Genomic DNA, 21,570 nt, shown 5'->3' with positions numbered 1-21,570 from the left:
CACCTGTTGGCAGTTGCTGCCCAGTAACACGAGGAGGTTAAGTAATGCCCAGACTGGGAGGAGCAGGACTCTTACCGGAAAAGAAGAAGCTCAGTCTTACCGCGCTGCTGATCGGTCTGGTAACACTGGTGGTTCTACTGACATCTACGATCCTGCTTACCGCTTCATATCAATCGAAAAAAATATCGTTGATCAATACAACGCTGAATCTCAACTTTAGCAATGCCGAAAGAATGAGCCAAACGATGGATTCGCTCTTCCGCTCCATGCGCAGCTCCCTTGAATTCAGCGCGTATAGGCTGTCGCACGGAGTGAAGCCTGAAGAGATTAACAATTATCTTGAGTTAATGCGCAACAGCAGCAACTATTTCAATTCGATTCTCCTGGTAGGTGAAAATGGCGTTATCCGCAGCACCTCACCGACAACGCTTGGACTAGCCGGCAAAAAAGTTGATTCACCCTGGGCGCTGGAAGCGCTTCGCATGAAGAGCGCCTATCTCTCCGAACCGTACACAGCCTCCGCTACCGGCAGGATGATTGTGTTCATGAGCGAGCCGCTGTACGACGAAAACCAGCATTATCTGGGACAGCTTGGCGGAACGATTTATCTGCAGAATCATAATATCCTGAATATGATTTTTGGCGGCGGGAATAACGATGTTAACGCTGGAGGCTCCTATTATTACATTGTGAGCGCTGACGGGCATTTGCTGTTTCACCCTGATAAAAGCCGAATTAATGAGGATGTCAGCTCAAACCGGGTTGTGCAAGAATTAATTAAGGGAAAAAGCGGACAAATGCAGGCGGTAAATGTGAGAGGCATTCCGATGCTGGCTGGTTATTCCAAAGTCACGTCGAATGGCTGGGGAGTTGTGGTCGTTTCGCCTGTGAGCGCCATCCAGAATGAATTACTGAGCCACCTCCGCATAACCATTGCCTATACTATAATTCCTTTTGTGATCCTGCTTCTGCTTGTAATTCTGCTGGCTCATCAATTGGCCAAGCCGTTCGTGATGCTTGCGGACCTGATGAGCAGGGTAGGCAAAGAAAAGATGGAGCTTCCTGAGCTGAAGCCGCATTGGAACCGGGAAGCAGACCTGCTGACGCAGGCGGTTGCCATTGCCTGGAGTGATGTTCAGAAGCAGACGAGCCAACTGACCCAGGAAGCGATGACGGATCTACTGACGGGACTTGTGAACCGCAGATCGGTTGAAGCGACGATGAATCAATGGATCGCCGCACAGTTTTCCTTCTCTGTCATCGCGCTGGATGTGGACAAGTTCAAATTCGTGAATGACACCTACGGCCACCTGGCAGGGGATGAGGTATTGAAGCAGGTTGCCGGAATCCTGACGTCAAGCGTTCGCCCGGGCGATGTCTGCTGCCGTTACGGCGGGGAGGAGTTTGTTGTGCTGCTTCCGCGCACCAAAGCTGCAGATGCATATTTGGTGGCGGAGCGAATCCGTAAAACGCTGGAAGCAAGCGCCGCTCCCTTGGCGATGAAGGTTACTTCTTCGCAAGGCATTGCGCATTTTCCAACCCACGGGAAATCCCGCGAGGAGCTGCTGGAACAGGCGGACCAGGCCATGTATATGGCTAAGGGCCTGGGCAGGAACCGGACGATTATTGCCAGTGAATAGAACTTAGGCGCATCTTCCCCTGTGGAGGATGCTTTTTTTTGGGGACAAGGCCGGAACAAAAATCATTCACCTGGGCATGAGCGGATACATATCCTATCGCAGAAGGAGAATACGGTTTTTGGAGAAGGGAAGGATTTACCGGTGACGTTATATCTGGATTACAAATCACCCAATACACAGTTTACTTTTGATGTGAACAGCAATACAACGTTTAGAAAGGATGCCTGCAATTATATCAATACGCTGTCGGTGAATGAGCTTAACACGCTGGATAATATATCCTTGCTTGATATTTTTCTCAGCAAATCCAATGTGGTTGAACCGCATTATCATCAAAATGCCGCTGAATTGGTCTATTGCATCTCCGGCGAGGCTGTAGTCTCATTGATCAACCCGTTCACGAATGAGCTGCTGCATTTCCCCATCTGCCCGGGACAAGTAACGAATGTGCCGCAGGGCTGGTGGCATTATGAGGTTGCCACTGTAGACTGCACCCATTTGCTGGCGATTTTCAATGCTCCAGTCCCAGAGGTCATTCTGGGGTCGAATCTGCTGACCCTTACACCGTCGAATGTTCTTGCACATACCTATTGTCTGAATGAAGCCAAAGTGAAGGATGCGCTGGCTCCAGTGCAGCCCGGAACGTTTATTGGACCGCCTGCGGACTGCTGTGAACCCGGCAAATCTGCAGGGGCAAATGCCAAGCATCCTTATTTCATGCCTCCATACATGTATCCGCAGGCGCCGCAGATGCTACAGCCCTATGGGTACCAGCCTGCTGACCCCTCGCCGGGCTTCTATGGTCAGCCGTATGTCCAGCAGTACCGGCAACAGCCATATGTTCAGCCCTATCCCGGCACGCAGACTGCAGTCGATGAATTTTAGTTTTTGACAAGCAGAAACGGCTTCGCCGTCCTTAAAAGGACGGTATCCGTTTCAGCAAGAAATAGAAGGATGTTTTATGGTGTGAAACATATAAAGCCTTATATTTTAAAAAAATAGCCACCCAGGGATGCTCCCGGGTGGCTGAATAGTGATTAATAATTGTCGGGTGGAGCGCTTAGTCTTGTATTAAGACAAGCGGACAAGCACCCGTCCTCTTGTGCGCGACTTAAGAATATCCTCCAGCGCAGAGGGCAGCTCGGTTAAAGGAATCTCACGGTCTATAAGAGCTTCGAGTGAATCGGGCTTCAGATCCGTAGCCATCCGCTCCCAAATGTTCAACCGCAGCTCCATCGGACAGGAAACGGAATCAATGCCCAGCAGGCTTACGCCCCGCAGAATAAAAGGAAGCACAGTCGTCGGAACCGCTGTTCCGGCGGTTAGACCGCTGGCTGCAACCGCGCCGCCATAGGCGATTTTGCTCAGCACCGCCGCAAGCGGAGCCCCGCCCACAGAATCAACAGCCGCCTGCCACAGTTGCTTGTCGAGCGGCTTGCCTGCACCTCCGCTGACGTCCTCGCGGGAGAGGACCTCGGCTGCACCCAGAGCCTGCAAATAAGCGGCTTCCTCTGTTCTGCCGGTGCTGGCGGCCACGTGGTAGCCTTTCTTGGCGAGCATTGCAACTGCTGAGCCGCCGACGCCGCCGGTCGCACCGGTAACGAGCACCTTGCCTTTATCCGGCGCGGTTCCGTGGTCCTCCAGCGCCTGAACGGACATAGCGGCGGTGAAGCCTGCGGTTCCATAGATCATCGCCTCCCGCAGGGTAAGTCCTTCCGGCAGAGGGAGGACCCATTCCGCAGGAATCCGTGCATATTCGCTGAAGCCTCCGTAATGGGACACGCCGATGCCGTAGCTGGTGGCGATGACGGATTGTCCTTCGTGGAAACGTGGATCGGCAGAGGATACGACGATTCCCGACAAATCAATACCCGGAATAAAGGGATAATTGCGCAGGATGTTCCCGTTCGGGATGCTCGCTAATCCGTCCTTATAGTTCACACTGGAATAGGCAACGTGGATTAATACTTCTCCGGCAGGCAATTCCGCTAACGTTACAGGCTTGACTGCAACGGAAAAGGTCTCGGATTTGTCCACGACCAAAGCTTGAAAATGTTCTGGCATACAAAATTCTCCTTTTAACAGCTATAATTGTGTAGCTAAGTTATATAATATTTATTCTGACCGGTCAACTTTTTATTGTCCATGATATAATATACATTATTTCTTTAAAAAGTGGAGGCCCTATGGTTCGTTACAAGAAATCCGAGGAGAAACGCAAACAGATTCTATTCGCTGCTTTTCAGGCATTGTCCGAGCTTGGATATGATTCCGTGACCCTGCAGACGATTGCCGATCATGCCGGGGTCAGCAAGGGGGTCGTGCATTATTATTTTGACAATAAGGAAGCGGTGCTTGTGGAGCTGCTGGAATGGCTGACCGGTAAAATATCGGCCAAAGAGCAGGCGGCGGTACAGGAGCAGCAGACAGCAACCGGCAAGCTTACTGCGTATATCGACTCCGTTTTTGCCGGACCGGCGAAGAACCGTTCTTTTTACCGGGTGTATCTGGATTTCTTGTCCAGAGCGAGCCGGATTCCGGTATACCGGGAGATTAACCAGCGTTTCTACGACAACTGCGCACGGATAAGCACGGAGGTGCTGATAGCAGGCCAGCAGGAGGGCGTCTTCCCCAAAGAGCTGTCCCCGGACACCACTGCGCCCGTGATCCGCGCAATTATCGACGGCTGCCTGATCCAGTGGCTGATGACCGACAATGACGATTTGCATGGTGTATTTAAGGGGTCTTGTTATGATGCGGTTATGAAAGTGCTTAGTGTGCGATAGAAGCTTTATAAAAAATATGGAGATCAAGACAGGACGTTTAAACATTCTGTCTTTTTTTGTCTTCATTTGTAGAATTATTATAAATTTGGACTCTATTGCAGGAGGATTATGGAATATAAGAACGAATATATATTTTTGAAGATAAAAAAGATCATGGATAATGTTGTGACGGGTAGGAGGATCCTTGATGAAGCCTTGATTTGAAGGAGGATTCAAGTAAAATGTGACGGTCTTCAATCAGCACATTCATATCCAAATAACTACGAATTATTTGGGGGTAAATATGTCGAAAATATGCATTTTTTTTGAAAAAGAAAGTTTTATTTTTACTAAAATTAAAAAATTAAAAATTATCAAAGTAACTATCTTATCAGGGGTTCTTTTTTTACTTGGTGTATTTATTAACTTCGTATGCCCCTTTCCCTTTTTTTATGTTCATCTAATTTCTCTTTTAACCATATTTATAATTTCATTATATACAGTTAAGAAATTCATGCTTTTTTTTGAGAATGGCTTAACTCCTTTAAATCCTCAAATTACAGGGGCCCATTTCCGAACTGAAAAGAAATTAAAATCTAACCTGAATCTCTATATTGCATGTATTGTTGTTGTTTTTTACTTTGTTAACATCATTTTATTGAAATACATTCAGATGAATTCTATGGGAGTTTATGCAATAATTGTCGGTGCAGTTGCTCTCTTTTTTTCGATTATAGGATATTTCCAGTTTGTACAGCTAATAATATATACAAAAAGAATAACAAAGCTGGATATTTCAGATTACAATAAATTCATACCTGCCAATACGCCTTGGCTAGTCATCATAGCTGAACAAGCTAAAAATTTCAAAAATATATTTTTCATACTAGGATTGTTGTTTACCTTCGAGTATGCAATGCTAGTACCTAAAAATTCTGTTTCATTTAAGCCTAATTTATCCATTAATGTGAATCCTAATTTTTCATTTATAATTACTTGGGGAGGGATAATTTTATTTATAATTATTGCTTTCCCAGTGTATTCATATCTACTGAAGGCATATATTAAGAAAATTGTTTCAAAACTCAAGCAACAAAGAATCGAGGAACTTGAGAAATTACTTGAGAAGGAGATGGAACTATCCAATGGTCTGGGAGATATCTTGATCGAAAAAACAAGTACAGTTGCAGCCTTGATTAAACAAGTAAACGATTCTCAAAATTATCCAATAAAAGACTCTTCATCATTTAATATATTACTTCCTTTGCTAACGCTTGCTGTCCATCTAACTAGCATTGCAACAGGATTGAAAACCTTACTTTAACACGCGTTCAATGCAAAATTCAAAAATATATTCAATAAATTTTTCGAATTCTATGGACCACAATTTATTATTAGTTAAGGAAAGTAGGTGTTCCACATCCTTCATAATATCAGACTTTATGCGAGAAACCTCTTTGAGAACAAAAGAAGTGATGTCATATTTATTGTATAAATTTAAAATATAATCTGATTTAAGTGCTTTAGTATTTCTAATCATTGCCTGTTCTTTAGAACTTGACATTCCGTACAAATACCCGATAACAATATTTTTTCTGGATTTATTAAAGTCAAAATTATTATTGCCTTTATAGTTTTCATTTCTACTTTTTTGAGAAAACGGCTCAGTGTCATTCAGCATCTGGAATACAAAACCACATTTGCTACCAATAACTTCAACAATTTCCATAACTTGTTTATCAAAATTACCGCTTGAAAGATATCCTAGAAGAAAACTATTTTTTATTAAACTTACAGTTTCTAAATTAATAATTTCGCTTAACTCATTTAATTTTGTGATTTCATCAGAGCTTAGGTTTAATTCTTTAAGCGCGCCTTTGGACATCTCGCAAATCGTTTTTGAAAGTATATCAATATATATATTTAAATGAGGTGTAACATTAGTATTCAAGGAAAAGTTATCATTTAATATTTTTACAGAATGACCTAAAAGATGAACCACAAAGAGTATTGCCTCGTACCTACTATACTCCACATGAAAGGTAGGTTTTCCATGACGGGCGTTATCATTGTCTATTAAATCATCTGTAATAATTGAGGCTTTATGTACTAATTCAATACTGACTGCAGTATTTGTCACCTTATTGAAATCTAAATTGTTAATGGATGGAGAAGAAAGGCTGTATCCCCAAGCAGCTAGCAAAGGACGAAGACGATGCCCCACACTCATTTGTACTGATTGCGTATACTTCTGATCCATACATGCGAGACAAGATTTCCATGCCAAGTCAAATGCACTTATAAAACTTTCAGAATGGTTCCCCATTATTACGTCATAATAAGTTACTTCCTTCAACATTATTAATACCCCCAAATAATTCGTAGTTATTTGGAGGTCTCCAGCCGATTGCGGGGATTAAACTGTGAAAGAACGTCCCGTTTTCTTTTTACCGAAACTTCGGTATAAATCTCTGTTGTGCTCACACTGGAGTGGCCTAATATTTCCTGGACGGCACGGAGGTCGGCCCCGTTTTCGAGCAGTTGTGTTGCAAATGAATGCCGTAGGTAATGAGGAGTGGCTTTTTCGTTAATGCTGGCTAATTTTCTGTATTTGGAAAAAATATCTTCAATCCCGTAAATTGATAAGGCCTTGCCATATTTATTAAGAAAAAGAGTATCGCATTGCGGACGGAATAGCTCCCTGACTTCCATCCAGTCATTTATCTTGTCGATTAGCTCAGTGCTGGACAGATATAGCAGCCGTTCTTTGCGCCCCTTCCCAAAAATGACGACCACACGGTTTTTTAAATCAATATCCTGCAGGTGAATTTGCGCAAGTTCACCGATTCGGATTCCGGTAGAAAATAATAGATCAATGATGGCGTCATTCCTGATGGACAGGCGAGTGCGAAAAGGTGTAGTCAATTGCTCCCGATCCCTAAGCGGAGATTGCAGTAAGCGTTCGATTTCTTCTACAGCAAGAGTTTTGGGGATTCTTTTGGACGTTTTGAACCTTTTCCCGAAGTTGTGAAGAGGAGATTGTTCAATCCAGTTTTTGTGGACCAGAAATAAAAAAAAGGCCTTTATGGATATGTATTTTCTTTTAATTGTAGAATCTTTAAGCAGGCAGGAATTGTTAAAGCTGTGGAAGTAAAGATGGAGAATGTCGCTGGTGACACTATTCATCTTATTTTCGATTAACCAGTTTTGCAGCATATTGAGGTCGGAAAGGTAAGCTTTGATCGACTTTGGGGATAGGTTCTTTTCAATGATTAGATAGGTAACGTACTTCTCTAAATATTCTTGTAATTCGGAGACGGAAACGGTCATGCTATTCCTCCTGGATGTATGTTTTCTATAGTCAGATGTTCAAATTATAACAAAGGCAACCGGTAAAAAACGGGAATTAACAATTTATATTTTATTCTGAAATTTACTCAGCATTTTCTGTGAAATCCGTTCAGTGAAAAGTGTCGCTGTACCTTTGGAATCCGAAATATACAATGGGCTGTAACTATTGCATTTCTTGTGGGGGAGGAGCCATGTACAGCAGAATTCATATTCTGGGAGCTTCGGGCGCTGGGACGAGTACAATGGGCCGCGCTTTAGCGGGCAGGCTGCCATATGCGCATTTGGATAGTGATGATTATTTTTGGAAGCATAAATATACGGAGCAAACGGAAATCACAGAGAGATTAAGCAGAATTATGCATGATTTGGACACGCGGGAGCCGTGGATTTTGTCCGGTGCGGTTTGCGGGTGGGGAGATGGGCTGCGGCCCAGATTTGACCTGGTGGTATTTCTGCGGATTCCGCCGGAGATCCGTCTGGAGCGCTTGAGAGCAAGGGAGTACGGACGGTATGGGAAGGAAATTCTGCCGGGCGGAAGCCAATTTGAGGCTACGCAGGCTTTTATGGAATGGGCGGCTTTATATGAGACTGCGGGGCCAGAGGTGAGAAGCCGGGTGCTGCACGAGGAATGGATGTCCGGCCTTGAGTGTCCTGTGCTGAGACTGGAAGAAGATTTAACCGTTGAGGAGCGCGTTCAAACGGTGCTGAAGGAAATGTCTGTTCCTTTGTAAATACGGTGCAATTTGAGGACGGCAGTCGATGGGAGATTAGTTATGAACATGAGTAGAATGATGGTTTCGGAGGGCATTGCCGGGGGAAAAGCACTGGCTCAAGGGTCAAGCCGGATTGAATTTGGCGACAGCGCTACCAAAGGTACGGTGAAAACCCATTTGTCCGGCAATGAAGATATGCAAAACACTGCTGTGAATACAGGCGGGGCTTAAGCGGATGACTATCGGATTGGTCAGACATTTCAGAGTAGCAGCCCCTCCGAAGCGGGCTTGGATGTCAGGTGCGCAGTTTAATGAGTGGGTTTCACAGTATGAAGCCGCGGAAATCTGGCAGTCAGCAGAGTGCAAGAGCAGCGGGCATGTATGGGCGCGTTGCCTGTGCAGTGATCAGTCCAGAGCCATAAGCACCGCCCGTCTGATCTATGCAGGAGAGCTTCTTTTCACAGCCAAGCTAAGAGAAGTTAGAATTGCCGCTGTACCGTTGGGAGGATGTAGACTACCCACAGCTTGCTGGCTGATATTAGGCCGTATATTCTGGAGCTTTGAACATCACTCGCAGCCAGAGAACAGGCATTCTGTAATTGGCCGAGTCAAAGATGCTGTCGACGCTCTCGAATGCGAGCAAAAACTGGGGAACGTGCTGGCTGTCAGCCATGGCGCTTTTATGAAACTGCTGGATCGGGAATTGCGCCGCAGAGGCTACAAGGGGAAGCGGATGATTAATCCGAGAAATGGACAGCTATATGTCTATGAGAAGAAAACCTAATCAAACCAATCAGAAAGCGAGACGATCATAGATGCCAGTCATTAGAGAAATCGAAGCGGATTCACTTGCCGCATTGAACCTGCTGTACGAGGAACTTACGGGCAGACTCACAGATTCACGGAAGCTGGAGGCAGCGTTTCAGACAATCAAGGCGGACAGCCGGTACATATTGTTGGGTGCTTTTGTAGAGGGGGAACTGCTGGGCTCAATGATGGGCATCGTATGTCAAGACCTCGTCGGGGATTGCCGGCCGTTTATGGTGATAGAAAATGTGGTCGTCTCCTCCCGGGCGCGCCGTCAGGGGCTGGGCAAAAGGCTGATGACCGCCCTGGAAGAGATCGCTCACGCAAGAGATTGCTATTATATTATTTTTGTCTCCGGTGAGAAGCGGAAGGAAGCGCATGTCTTTTATGAGGCAATGGGCTACCGGGAGGAGAACGTGGAGGGCTACCGCAAGCATCTTAGCTCACATTAATAATACCTGCAACTCTTATACTACGGACAGTGGTGTTCTGCTTCTGGTATTATGTTGTTGTATATGAATGGAGCCAAGCTTTGTCCAGATTCAGCCTGTACCCGCATAAAATGTGTCTGTAATCATGGCTGCCGCTTCTGTGTATAGGTTAGACTGATGGAGTATTCCCGGAGGGTTGTCTGGTGAAAATTGGAAGGTATACATTTAGGCTGCGAACAACAATTACGTTGATGATCTGTGCAGTGCTTGTTGTAATGCTGCTGGTGGTCTATGTGCTCTTTGGGATGAAGGTGTCCTCGCAGACCCAAACCGCGCTGGAGCAGAAGGCAGTCACCTTATCCCGTACGCTGTCCCGTACACCGCTGATTATTGAATCACTAACGAATTCACACACCTCGCCCGAATTGCAAAGCTACACCGAGGACATTCGAACTTTAAACCATGTGGAGTTTGTGGTTGTCATGAATATGAAGGCAATCCGTTTGTCCCATCCGGACAAGGCGAAAATCGGAAAGCATTTCAGCGGTGGCGATGAATCGGCGGTTCTCCAGGGACAGGAGAGCATATCTGAAGCCGAGGGATCTATGGGCGCATCCGTGAGAGCGTTCTCACCTGTATTCGCCGCAAGCGGGGAGCAGGTGGGGGCTGTGGCGGTAGGAATCTCACTGGGGAACGTTAGGCTTGCTGTAAAAGAGAATGAGGGCATCCTGTATTGGAGCATTCTTGTGGGCAGTGTGATCGGCGCTGCGGGAGCGTTCGTGCTGGCCCGTACCATCAAAAAGATGATGTTCGGCATGGAGCCTGCGGCCATTGCCAAGCTTCTTGAGGAGCGCAGCTCCATGCTTCAATCCGTGCGGGAGGGAGTCATTGCCGTTGATCAGCAGGCACGCATCACCTTGATCAATACGGAAGCTAAGCGCTTGCTTGCGGCAATGGGCATGCAGGAGGAACCGCTGGATCAGCCGGTGGAGAAATACTGGCCGCTGCTTCAGATGAAGCATGTGCTTGAGACCGGTGAAGCGAGCCAGGATCTGGAGGTGGAGCATAACGGGGTTACTTTACTTGCAAATGTTGTGCCTATCTTCGTTAACGGGACTGTGGAGGGGGCAATCGCCACTTTCCGCGACAAGACGGAGATTGGCCTGCTGATGGAAAGACTCACCGGCATTTCCCACTATGCCGAAGCCTTGCGTGCACAGGCGCATGAGTTCATGAATAAGCTGCATGTTATTCTGGGGTTAACCCATATGCGCCGGTATGACCGTCTGGAGGAGTACATCACCAGTACGGTCACCACGACACAGACGGAGATGGGAGCCGTTGTCAGGCAGATCAAAGACCCGGTGATGGCCGGATTTCTGCTGGGCAAGCTGAGCCGGGCCAGAGAAGCAGGCATTCGGCTGGTGCTGCTTGAGGATGGAGTTCTGCCGGAGCCGAGTGACCCGGAGAGAACCCGTCAGCTTATCACGATTGTGGGCAATCTGCTGGATAACGCGATGGAAGCGCCCGAAGGGGCGGGAAGCAAATGCATTCACGTCGGTTTTCAGTTTCAGGATAATACGCTTATTGTTACAGTCAGTGATAACGGCAGCGGCGTACCTCCTGAGAATGAGCCGTTTATATTTCATCAGGGCTATTCGACAAAAGGAAATGACCGGGGCATCGGCTTGTACCTGGTTGAGAGGAGTCTTAAGCTTTTGGGCGGAACGATTGTCTGCGAGACAGGCAAAGGAGAAGGAACCCGGTTCACAGTTAGTTTACCCTATCAAGCGAAGAGTGATGGACAATGATAAACGTATTGATTGTAGAAGACGATCCGATGGTAGCCGAGATGAACAAATTTTACGTAGAGCAAGTGGAAGGCTTCCGGTGTGCGGGCTGGGCCAGATCTGCGGACGAGGCCATGACTCAATTGGGGGAACATCCCTTTGAGCTGATTCTGCTGGATATTTACATGAAGGAGAGCAACGGTCTTGAGCTGCTGTCTGCCATCCGCCGGAGCAGTATCCGAATAGATGTTATAGTCATTTCAGCCGCAAGCGATAAAGACAGCATCCGGGATGCGCTTCAGAACGGTGCTGTAGATTACCTGATCAAGCCGTTTGAGTTCGAACGCTTGCGTGCAGCGCTGTCGGCTTACAAGGAGCAGTATTTTCTGTTCCGCAGCCAGGATTCTCTGGACCAGTCTGAGCTGGATAAGCTGACCGGCTACAGGAAAGGGGACTTTGCGGCCCAGGAATTATCCAAGGGGTTTACACGAAATACACTTCGGGCCGTCTGGACAGCAGTGGAGAAATGTAATACAGCAAGCTTCTCCACCGAAGAAATTGCGGCGTTATCCGGAATTTCGCGTGTTTCGGTCGGCAAATACCTTGCCGGACTGGTGGACATGGGGGCCCTCGATGGTGATGTGACCTATGGCACCGTAGGCAGACCCGTGCAGCGATACCGGATATCTCCCCGGGGCAGCTCCGTTATTTCTAAATTCATATAGGTTGAGCGCCACAGACCGTCAATTCCGGAATTAGGGGATTGGCGGTTTTTGCGTGCTCATTTATGATAGCGCTTACTTTAATAATTTACATAATTCAATCAATATTTACGTAAAAACAAAAGCGCTTACATTTACGCTACTATAGGGCTGTAGACGATATTAGGAGGTAATGCATGATGCAAAAAGCTGTTCAATCCCCTGCCGCTGAAAGGAACCCCACCACGTCCTCTCCGGCCAATGAAGGGTTTCTGCAGAAGCTGAAGCAACTAAAGGTAGGTGTTATTCCCCTTCCGCTTTACGTAATTATAGCCCTTATTATTTATGGGGCGGCTGTAACCGGGAATCTTCCCAATGATATGATCGGCGGATTTGCAGTCATTATGGTTCTGGGAATCCTGCTGAGCGACCTGGGCTTCAAGCTTCCGATTCTCAAAAGCATCGGCGGCCCCGCCATCCTGGCTCTGATGGTTCCCTCGTTCATGGTGTTCTGGAATGTCATCAGCCCGGATGCGCTCGCCTCAGTCAAAACATTGATGAAAACCTCAAACTTTCTGTACCTGTACATCTCCTGTCTGGTAGCCGGCAGTATACTGGGCATGAACCGGAAGACCCTGATCAACGGTGTTGTGAGAATTTTTATTCCGATGGTGGTCGGGACCGTAGCCGCGATTGGAGCGGGTATTGCCGTTGGCACAATGTTTGGCTACAGCCTGCATCACACGATCTTTTACATTATTGTTCCAATCATCTGCGGCGGTATCGGAGAAGGCATTCTTCCGCTGTCCATTGCTTACTCCCAGATTATTGGCGGAGAGTCAGGAGCCGTTGTTGCACAAATGATCCCGGCTGCCATTATCGGAAACATTGTGGCGATCATTGGAGCCGGACTGCTTAAGAAGCTGGGCGAGAAGAAGCCATCCTATACAGGCAACGGCATGCTGGTGAAGGAGAAGGATGGAGAGAAGCTCGGCGGAGGAAGCTATGAGGATAAGCCGGTGGTATTCCCGCTCATGGGAGCCGGACTATTGGTGGCCTGCGGATTATTCATCTTTGGCAGCCTTGCCTCGAAGGTAGTAGGCATTCCCGGACCGATCCTGATGATCTTCACGGCGGCGTTGATCAAATGCTTCAAGGCGATGCCGGAAAAAATTGAACAAGGCGCGTTCCAAATGTACAAATTCGTCTCCACCAGTCTGACCTGGCCGCTTATGGTGGGACTAGGCATGCTGTACGTACCGCTTAACGATGTAGCTGCCATCATCTCCATTCCATATATTCTGACCTGTGCGGCAGTTATTGTGGCGATGATTATCTCCGGCTTCTATGTCGGCAGGCTCATTCGAATGTATCCGGTTGAAGCTGCCATTGTGACAGGCTGCCGGGGTGGACTGGGCGGAACCGGTGATGTAGCGATCCTGTCTGCGGCCGGACGAATGGAATTGATGCCTTTCGCCCAGATCTCCACACGCATTGGAGGCGCAGTTACGGTTATACTCGCAACGCTTCTGCTGTCGGTATGGCATTAACATTACTAGGAGGAAAAATGCTTTTTGCGGAGGATAAGAGGAGATGTTGTGTCGATTAATGATCTGAAGCACATCAGCATCCTGATTAGGATTTTATATCCTTGCTAGAGTACTTTTTTCAGTGATATGATTCATGTTATTGAAACGGATTGAAAGAAACGCATTTCAGCTAGCAGGAGGAAAAATGATGACAATTATGGATGAAGTTATGGGTCTGCATCTCGGAGGCAAACTTTCAACCGGGCTAAAAAACCCGATTCAGTCGATGGAGGATCTCTCCAAAGTGTATACGCCTGGTGTCGCCAGAGTATGCCAAGCCATCGCCGGAAATGAAGATTTGGCCTATCAATATACAATTAAGAAGAACATGGTTGCTGTTGTCAGCGACGGCACTGCCGTGCTTGGTCTCGGCGACATTGGTCCAAAGGCTGCGATGCCGGTTATGGAGGGCAAAGCTGCGCTGTTCAAACAGTTCGCTGGTGTGGATGCTTTTCCAATCTGCCTGGACTCGAAGGACACGGAAGAGATCATTACCATTGTCAAAGCGCTCGCGCCAACCTTCGGCGGCATTAATCTGGAGGATATCTCCTCCCCGCGCTGCTTCGAAATCGAAGCAAGACTGAAGAAGGAGCTGGATATCCCGGTCTTCCATGATGATCAGCACGGGACGGCAATCGTGGTGCTGGCGGGGATTCTGAATGCGCTCAAGGTCTGCAACAAAGACATCAAGACTGCGAAGATCGTAGTGAACGGTATTGGAGCAGCCGGCATTGCCGTATCCAAGATGCTGCTGCATGCCGGGGCCGTGAACCTGATCGGTGTGGACCGTCAGGGGGCGATCAGCCGGACGGTCGAATATGACAAGCCGCATTGGAGTGAATTTGCGCAGATTACGAATCCGAATCTGGAAACGGGCCTGCTGTCTGAAGTTATAAAAGGCGCCGATATCTTTATCGGAGTTTCTGCGCCGGGAATCCTGAAGCTCAGCGATGTGCAAAGTATGGCCGCTGACCCGATTGTGTTCGCGATGGCGAATCCTACACCTGAGATTGATCCTGAAATTGCTGCGCCTTACGTCAAGGTGATGGCGACCGGACGCTCCGATTATCCGAACCAGATTAATAATGTCCTTTGCTTCCCGGGAATATTCCGCGGAGCGCTCGACTGCGGTGCCACGGACATTAATGAAGATATGAAGCTGGCGGCTGCCCAAGCGATCTCTTCAGTAATTCCTGCAAGCGAGCTTAGAACAGACTATATTATGCCTGATGCATTCAACCCTCGGGTAGTGGAGCTTATCCGTGAAGCTGTGATCCGGGCTGCGGTCAAGAGCGGTGTGGCGAGAACAGGTTTGGTAACCGAGAACAGCTAATTGTAAATAGAGATTCCAATTCGGCTTAGATAAATAGAGAGAATACAGAAAATATACAATGATGTCGGTGAATTAATAGGGGGCAAAGGATGAAGTCAGCGAAGGGTGTATACCGTTTTGATGAAGGTTCTTTATCAATGAAGGCTTTGCTCGGAGGCAAGGGGGCCAATTTGGCAGAGATGACCAGACTTGGCCTTCCCATCCCTGCCGGATTTACGGTAACTACGGAAGTATGCGCAAAGTATCAGGCCAGTGGCAGCTTGTCCGATGAGACATTTGAGGAGATTTGCGCAACACTCAGTGATTTGGAGAATAAGCAGTCGGCATGGTTTGGACACTCCGATTGCCCGCTGCTGGTCTCTGTCCGTTCAGGCTCGGTAACGTCGATGCCGGGAATGATGGATACGATTCTGAATTTGGGTTTGAACGACTTCACGGTGCAAGGACTTGCGAAACAGACGGGCAATGAACGATTTGCTTACGATTGCTACCGCAGGTTCATCCAAATGTTCGGGGAAGTGGTACTGGGCATACCAGCCCTTCATTTCGACCATGCCCTGGAGCAAATGAAGAAAGATGAGGACTGTATAAGTGATCAGGAGGTAAACGCGGAGCAATGGAAAAAGCTTGTTCTGCGTTACCACTGGCTGGTTGAAGCACAGACGGGCAAGGCGTTTCCACAGGATGTATATGTGCAGCTCAGAATGGCGGTTGGCGCAGTATTCAAAAGCTGGAACAATGTACGCGCCAAGGTATACCGGAAATTGTACAGCATCCCTAATGAGCAAGGAACGGCTGTCACGGTGCAGACTATGGTGTTCGGTAACCGGGGCGATGACTCTGGGACAGGCGTGCTCTTCACAAGAAACCCCTCCACTGGCGACAAAGAAATATACGGTGAATATCTGATGAATGCCCAGGGAGAGGACGTAGTGGCCGGAGTCCGCACACCGCGCAGTATCATTGAACTGAAGGATGATTTACCGGAGATTTATGCCCAGCTAACTGCTGTTGCAGAACAATTGGAAGCGCATTATCTGGATATGCAGGATATTGAATTTACCGTTGAGAACAGGCAGTTGTATGTGCTGCAGACCCGCAGCGGCAAACGCACAGCGCAAGCTGCGGTTAAAATCGCTGTCGCTTTGGTTGATGAGGGGCTTCTGCCGAAGGAAGAGGCGGTTAGCCGGATTGAAGCGGGACATCTGGATCAACTGCTGCACCGCTCTATTGACCGGCAAGCACAACTACAGGTTATTGCCACAGGTCTGCCGGCTTCGCCTGGAGCGGCCTCCGGTGTCATTGCACTGGATGCGCAAACTGCAGAGGGCTTGGCGCGTGAAGGGAAGAAGGCACTTCTCGTCAGTCTGGAAACCTCACCCGAGGATATTCAAGGCATTCTTGCTGCCCAGGGAATATTGACCGGAAGAGGAGGAATGACCAGCCATGCGGCGGTTGTCGCCAGAGGTATGGGCAAGCCTTGCGTCTGTGGCTGCGATGGTTTGTCCATTGATCTGGAGCAGCGCTCAGTGACTATAGGCGGTAGAACCTTCAATGAAGGAGAGAGCCTTTCCATTGATGGTGCGACGGGTCAGGTTTTCTCAGGGATTGTATCCCTTACGGAGCCGGAGATTACTCCTGAGCTGCTGACGCTGCTGGAGTACGCCGACGAGATCCGCGAGCTGAAAATCTACAGCAATGCAGACACACCCGCAGACGCCGCTAAAGCGCGCGAATGGGGCGCGGAAGGCATCGGGCTGTGCCGGACGGAGCATATGTTTTTCTCGGACAGCCGGCTGCCGGTTGTGCAAGCGATGATCCTTGCGGGCAGCAAGGAGGAAAGAATTCAAGAGCTAAGCAAAATCATGCCTATGCAGCAGGCGGACTTCGAGGCGATCTTCGAAGCGATGGATGGGCTGCCGGTCACGATCCGTTTGCTGGACCCTCCACTGCATGAGTTCCTGCCGAATCAGGAGCATCTGGTGAAGCAGATCCGCGAATTGGAGACTGTAGGAGCAGAGGGAGAAGACGAGCGAGAGCGTCTTAAGGCTACTCTAGCCAAAGTCCGTACCCTTCAGGAGCGCAATCCAATGCTGGGACTTCGCGGCTGCCGCCTTGGTATTCTTTTTCCGGAAATATACGATATGCAGATTGAAGCGATCTTCAAAGCGGCCAAAGCAGTTCTTGGGAGAAGGATTGAGGTACGCCCGGACATTATGATTCCTCTGGTCGGGCATGCCAATGAGCTGCAGACCCTTAGAAAACTGGTGGATGATGTGGCAAGGCAAGTGCTTTTCGGAGAGCATAAGGACCTTCAGTACAAGGTGGGAACCATGATTGAGGTGCCGAGAGCGGCTATCGTTGCCGATAAAATTGCTGAACATGCGGATTTCTTCTCCTTCGGCACTAACGACCTGACCCAAATGACCTTCGGCTACAGCCGGGACGATGCGGAAGAGAAATTCCTGAACAGCTATCTGGAGCAGCAGATTTTGCCGGCCAATCCTTTTCAAAGCCTGGATGAAGAAGGCGTAGGCGAGCTTATACAATGGGCTGTAGCCAAGGGCAAGTCGAAGAAATCTTTTCTCAAAACCGGAATTTGCGGTGAGCACGGCGGGGATATGCAGTCTATCGTCTTTTGCCAGCAGGCCGGGCTGGATTATATCAGTTGCTCCCCGTATAGAGTACCTTATGCCCGGATTGCGGCGGCGCAGGCAGTGCTTGCTTCCCAGATAGCGGAACCGCAACGATGATTGTGCCGGAGATATATATCTGCTCTGATTCTGTTGGGGAAACGGGGGATACGGTTGTTAAAGCGGCTTTGCGGCAGTTTGACATTCGGGCAGCAGGGATTAAGCATTTCCGGCGTATCTCAAGCGAGCGGGAAATCCGGGAAATTGTGGAGCTTGCCGCACAGTCGCAATCCGTCATTGTATACACCCTTGTGGAAATGTCACTGCGGGAGGCCATTCAGAGGCAGAGTACGTATCACCAAGTTCAAGCTGTAGACATTATGGGACCTGTCATTGAAGCGATAAGCGGCGCTTTTCATAATCCTCCGCTTCTCAGACCTGGCCGCCGGCATGAACTGGATGCCGCATATTACAGCAGAATTGAGGCGATAGAGTTCGCTGTGAAATATGATGATGGCCGGGACGCGCGCGGAATAGCACTGGCAGATATCGTGCTTATCGGCGTGTCGAGAACCTCCAAAACACCGCTGAGCATGTATCTGGCATATAAAGGCTACAAGGTGGCTAACTGGCCGTTAACTCTGCATGGGCCGACACCCCCGGAAATAATGAAAATCCCGCGGAATCGCATATTCGGGCTGACGATGGATATGGAAGCACTGATTAGAATCCGTACAGAGCGGCTGCGGGCGCTTGGTCTCGGTACGCATGCCGGCTATGCCTCTGAGCTGCAGGTGCTTGAGGAATCCATCCATGCAGACAGCCTGATGAAGCAGCTCGGCTGCACAATAATTGACGTGACGAACAAATCCATTGAGGAATCGGCCGGATTGATTCTGGAATCCATTCAGTAATACATGCCCTCTATGTGCTAAAAGACAGCATTCGCTCGTATGGAGCAGATGCTGTCTTTTGCTTAGACATATATTGTGTTCGATGGCTATATCCCCGCTCCGTAAGTATCCAAACTTCCCCTCCGTCACTTCTGCCCTTTTATATTTTCTTTAGTTCAAATGATATAACCGATCCGGCAGCGGGAGTCAGCTTCCCGTGCTTTTATAATGTCTGACGCCAATGCGCCAGACCAGAAGCGACAAGCCCAAAAAAGCAGCTCCCGCAGGGAGCGACATAAGCCCCAGCCATTTCGGATATCCCCAATTGCATACGGTGGCTGCGGGGTAGAAGCTGATGAACAGGATAGGCAGCACGAAGCTGAACATGGACTTCAGCGCCCCCGGCATATATGGCTCCGGGCAGCGGGTGATCTGATAGCTGGCATTGGTCAGGATATAGATCCAGTCCAGCCCTTTGATGGTAAAGAAGGCAAGCCCCGAAGTAAGCACGAACACCCCGCAGTACAAGAGGCAGCCGCCTGCCAGTGCCATAAGCAGAATTCCAATCTTTGCGGGGGTAAGGGAAACGCCGAGCTTCGAGAGCGCCCATAAGACTGCGCAGATTCCTGTAATGGGGCGGACCGCACGATGAAGATGAAACCTTGAGGCCGCAACCTGGACGAACAAGGAGCGGGGGCGGAGCAGCAGCCGGTCGAAGTCGCCGGAACGCAGCATTTGCCACGGAAAATAATCAAAGCCGCGGCAGAAGCTCTCCGCCAGTCCGAAGGAGGCTATCGCCAGTGCATAGACCAGAATGATATGTGCCACGGTCCATTCCCCGATGTTGCCGAAGCGGGAGAAGAGAAGCACTGTTGAGATAGGGTCCGAGATGACAACGACAAGCACCTGGATCAGCATCAGCCACCACCCCTTGTATTCCATGCCCGACAGCAGATGCATCCGCAAATATTTGAAATAGATTTTGCCTTCAGCGATCATTGTTCCGCTCAACCTCCCTGCACGATGATGTTTTTCAGCTTATGGTTCATGATGAACCGTCCGGCCACAATGAAGATGGCGCTCCAGATAAGCTGTAGGCCAACTCCAGGGAGGGCCGCTGAGGGAGGAAGGCTGCCCACGTACAACTGCAACGGGATATCGGCGAATCCGCCAAAAGGCTGGAGATACAGAAAGGTCTGCATGAAATCGGGCCAGAGCCTGAGCGGAAGATAGGTGCCGGATAAAATACCGCTGACCAGCAGCAGAATATACGTTGGCCCGTCGCCCCATGTTACATTCAGACGTATGGCGGTCACGAACATGGCAAAAGCGGAGCACAGAACAAAAGCCATCACAACCGATAAAAGGAAATATAAAAAGCCAAGGACAGAAGCAGGTCTGCCCAGCGCGTACCCGGCAGGCATCAATAGTCCGACAGCAATGGTTGCCAGGCTGCGGACCCAGGAGGTTCCAAGCTTGCCTGCCGAGCTTTTGACGAACCAGTGCGTATACAGATTCATCGGGCGGCACAGCTCCACGCCAACGTCGCCGTTGTTGATTTTGCCCATAATCTCACTGTCAATGCTCATCGTCTGCAGCACAAACAGCGCCTGGGCCAGCCATACATAGGATATTGTTTGCGTGAGGCTTAAGCCGTTGTTATTCCACGCCCCGTTGTCGCTGTATGTATAGAACACGGTAAACAGCACGCATTCCAGCAATCCCCAGAACACGCTGACAAACACACCAGATATCGCCGAAACTCGGTACTGCAGTCCTTCGGCCATACGAATGCGGAAAAGCGAGCCGCAGGCCCTGCAGGTATTTCTGAAGTTCATTTCACACCCGCTTTCAAAAAAGTATGGGAGCCTCTGCTTATACCAGCGACAAGTCGTTGTACATAGCGGCAATCATGGCGTCGGTATTCACCTTCATGATCACCTCAGGCGCATACTTATCCTGCAGTCCGGCAAGCCGGCCGTCATACAGGAGCTGTCCGTGCCCAATGACCATTACCCGCTCGCAGAGTGCTTCTATGTCGTCCATATCATGGGTGGTCAGCACCATCGTGACGCCGTATTTGCGGTTCTCTTCTCTAAGAAAATTGCGCAGCGCAAGCTTGGATACCGCATCGAGGCCGATAGTCGGCTCATCCAGGAACAGGATTTTGGGCCGGTGCAGCAGGGCGGCAACAAGCTCGCAGCGCATCCGCTGTCCCAGCGACAGTTGTCTTACAGGTGTTTTTAAAAGCGCTTCCACCCCAAGGGTCTCTGTTAGTTCAGCAAGTCTTGCTCTGTAATCTCCAGAAGTGATGGCGTAAATATCCTTAAGCACATCAAAAGAATCCGCCACCGGCACATCCCACCAGAGCTGTGAACGCTGCCCGAATACAACGCCGATTCTCGACACATGCTCCACCCGGTTCTTCCACGGAACCTTGCCCATGATTGTGCATTCGCCGCTGTCCGGTGTGAGGATGCCGCTCATTACCTTGACGGTAGTAGATTTGCCGGCTCCGTTCGGGCCGATGTAGCCCACAAGCTCGCCTTCGGCAATTTCAAAACCAATCCCGCCCAGCGCCTCCACCTGAGTCACGTTGCGCATAAAAGCGCCCTTCAGCAGCCCCCATTTTCCTTCGGGCCGTTTGTACACCTTAAAGCTTTTTCGGATATCATGTAGCCTGATTTGCATCAACAGCACCTCCTTCGTGCAGAAGATCATAACATTAATCTGCGGAGTGGATAAAATGGCATCAAGCTCGCCCCTCATCCTTGAACGCTGCCCGAGAGGGGATGAACATTTATTTTCTTCATTTTCCATAAAAATGCTTGCTATCTTGACATTTCCGTGCTATATTAATTTTATAGTTAACGCAAGTAAATAGGAGTTTTTTTTACATATGTTCCTCATAATTGACTTTAGGT

The 21,570-nt window shown here is 48.9% G+C and carries 20 protein-coding genes; 14 read left to right on the top strand and 6 right to left on the bottom strand.

The genetic code is table 11. The features are described 5' to 3' along the window. Positions 1–44 precede the first annotated feature (44 nt). Complete coding sequence (locus B212_RS0114825; RefSeq protein WP_019911660.1) at positions 45–1,640, top strand: sensor domain-containing diguanylate cyclase; 1,596 nt, start codon at positions 45–47, stop codon at positions 1,638–1,640. A gap of 141 nt (positions 1,641–1,781) precedes the next feature. Then, on the top strand, positions 1,782–2,525 hold the full coding sequence (locus B212_RS0114820; protein ID WP_156830336.1) for a cupin domain-containing protein: 744 nt from the start codon (positions 1,782–1,784) through the stop codon (positions 2,523–2,525). 186 nt (positions 2,526–2,711) lie between these two features. Here the strand turns inward: B212_RS0114820 and B212_RS0114815 are convergent, their stop codons facing one another. After that, positions 2,712–3,704 carry an acrylyl-CoA reductase family protein gene (locus B212_RS0114815; protein WP_019911658.1) on the bottom strand — a complete coding sequence of 331 codons (993 nt, stop codon included), beginning with the start codon at positions 3,702–3,704 and terminating at the stop codon, positions 2,712–2,714. Between the two features lie 122 nt (positions 3,705–3,826). Between B212_RS0114815 and B212_RS0114810 the strand changes: the two genes are divergently transcribed. Next, on the top strand, positions 3,827–4,426 hold the full coding sequence (locus B212_RS0114810; protein WP_019911657.1) for a TetR/AcrR family transcriptional regulator: 600 nt from the start codon (positions 3,827–3,829) through the stop codon (positions 4,424–4,426). A gap of 283 nt (positions 4,427–4,709) precedes the next feature. Further along, entirely contained in the window at positions 4,710–5,729 is a 1,020-nt protein-coding gene (locus B212_RS0114800; RefSeq protein WP_156830135.1) for a hypothetical protein, read from the top strand. Here the strand turns inward: B212_RS0114800 and B212_RS0114795 are convergent. Next, positions 5,721–6,764: a polyprenyl synthetase family protein gene (locus B212_RS0114795; protein ID WP_019911654.1), complete on the bottom strand. Its 1,044-nt coding sequence runs from the start codon at positions 6,762–6,764 to the stop codon at positions 5,721–5,723. The genes B212_RS0114800 and B212_RS0114795 overlap by 9 nt on opposite strands. 26 nt (positions 6,765–6,790) lie before the next feature. Further along, positions 6,791–7,735: a tyrosine-type recombinase/integrase gene (locus tag B212_RS0114790; protein WP_019911653.1), complete on the bottom strand. Its 945-nt coding sequence runs from the start codon at positions 7,733–7,735 to the stop codon at positions 6,791–6,793. A 212-nt stretch (positions 7,736–7,947) separates the two neighbouring features. Between B212_RS0114790 and B212_RS0114785 the strand changes: the two genes are divergently transcribed. The 10 genes from B212_RS0114785 (at position 7,948) to B212_RS0114740 (ending at position 18,667) form a co-directional block, all read left to right on the top strand. Beyond that, positions 7,948–8,487: an AAA family ATPase gene (locus B212_RS0114785; RefSeq protein WP_019911651.1), complete on the top strand. Its 540-nt coding sequence runs from the start codon at positions 7,948–7,950 to the stop codon at positions 8,485–8,487. Between the two features lie 42 nt (positions 8,488–8,529). Beyond that, the gene (locus tag B212_RS34515; RefSeq protein WP_019911650.1) at positions 8,530–8,700 is read left to right on the top strand and encodes a hypothetical protein; all 171 of its coding nucleotides are present in this window, start codon (positions 8,530–8,532) and stop codon (positions 8,698–8,700) included. Positions 8,701–8,704: 4 nt separating this feature from the next. Next, complete coding sequence (locus B212_RS0114775; protein ID WP_019911649.1) at positions 8,705–9,253, top strand: histidine phosphatase family protein; 549 nt, start codon at positions 8,705–8,707, stop codon at positions 9,251–9,253. A gap of 31 nt (positions 9,254–9,284) precedes the next feature. After that, a complete protein-coding gene (locus tag B212_RS0114770) occupies positions 9,285–9,728 on the top strand; it encodes a GNAT family N-acetyltransferase (RefSeq protein ID WP_019911648.1) in 444 nt (147 codons plus the stop codon). A gap of 182 nt (positions 9,729–9,910) precedes the next feature. Beyond that, a complete protein-coding gene (gene dcuS, locus B212_RS0114765) occupies positions 9,911–11,518 on the top strand; it encodes a DcuS/MalK family sensor histidine kinase (RefSeq protein WP_019911646.1) in 1,608 nt (535 codons plus the stop codon). After that, entirely contained in the window at positions 11,515–12,222 is a 708-nt protein-coding gene (locus tag B212_RS0114760; RefSeq protein ID WP_019911645.1) for a response regulator, read from the top strand. Before dcuS ends, B212_RS0114760 begins: the two co-directional genes overlap by 4 nt. A 176-nt stretch (positions 12,223–12,398) precedes the next feature. Continuing rightward, the gene (locus B212_RS0114755) at positions 12,399–13,748 is read left to right on the top strand and encodes a 2-hydroxycarboxylate transporter family protein (protein WP_028530842.1); all 1,350 of its coding nucleotides are present in this window, start codon (positions 12,399–12,401) and stop codon (positions 13,746–13,748) included. Positions 13,749–13,935: 187 nt separating this feature from the next. Then, complete coding sequence (locus B212_RS0114750) at positions 13,936–15,120, top strand: malic enzyme-like NAD(P)-binding protein (protein WP_019911643.1); 1,185 nt, start codon at positions 13,936–13,938, stop codon at positions 15,118–15,120. Between the two features lie 89 nt (positions 15,121–15,209). Next, positions 15,210–17,873 (top strand): pyruvate, phosphate dikinase, encoded by a 2,664-nt coding sequence (gene ppdK, locus B212_RS0114745; protein ID WP_019911642.1) that lies wholly within the window; start codon positions 15,210–15,212, stop codon positions 17,871–17,873. Next, positions 17,870–18,667 carry a pyruvate, water dikinase regulatory protein gene (locus tag B212_RS0114740; protein WP_019911641.1) on the top strand — a complete coding sequence of 266 codons (798 nt, stop codon included), beginning with the start codon at positions 17,870–17,872 and terminating at the stop codon, positions 18,665–18,667. Before ppdK ends, B212_RS0114740 begins: the two co-directional genes overlap by 4 nt. A gap of 186 nt (positions 18,668–18,853) precedes the next feature. Here B212_RS0114740 and B212_RS0114735 read toward each other — a convergent pair whose 3' ends face one another. The 3 genes from B212_RS0114735 to B212_RS31470 are packed head-to-tail and all read right to left on the bottom strand — an operon-like array spanning position 18,854 to position 21,337. Further along, entirely contained in the window at positions 18,854–19,657 is an 804-nt protein-coding gene (locus B212_RS0114735; protein ID WP_156830134.1) for an ABC transporter permease, read from the bottom strand. Further along, positions 19,654–20,484 (bottom strand): ABC transporter permease, encoded by an 831-nt coding sequence (locus tag B212_RS0114730; RefSeq protein WP_019911639.1) that lies wholly within the window; start codon positions 20,482–20,484, stop codon positions 19,654–19,656. Before B212_RS0114730 ends, B212_RS0114735 begins: the two co-directional genes overlap by 4 nt. A gap of 37 nt (positions 20,485–20,521) precedes the next feature. After that, positions 20,522–21,337 carry an ABC transporter ATP-binding protein gene (locus tag B212_RS31470; protein WP_156830133.1) on the bottom strand — a complete coding sequence of 272 codons (816 nt, stop codon included), beginning with the start codon at positions 21,335–21,337 and terminating at the stop codon, positions 20,522–20,524. Positions 21,338–21,570 lie beyond the last annotated feature (233 nt).

The organism is Paenibacillus sp. HW567 (genome assembly GCF_000374185.1).
Lineage (GTDB): Bacteria > Bacillota > Bacilli > Paenibacillales > Paenibacillaceae > Paenibacillus_AQ.
The sequence above is the reverse complement of the archived record's forward strand: the minus strand, read 5'-3'. Positions and strand labels throughout refer to the sequence as shown.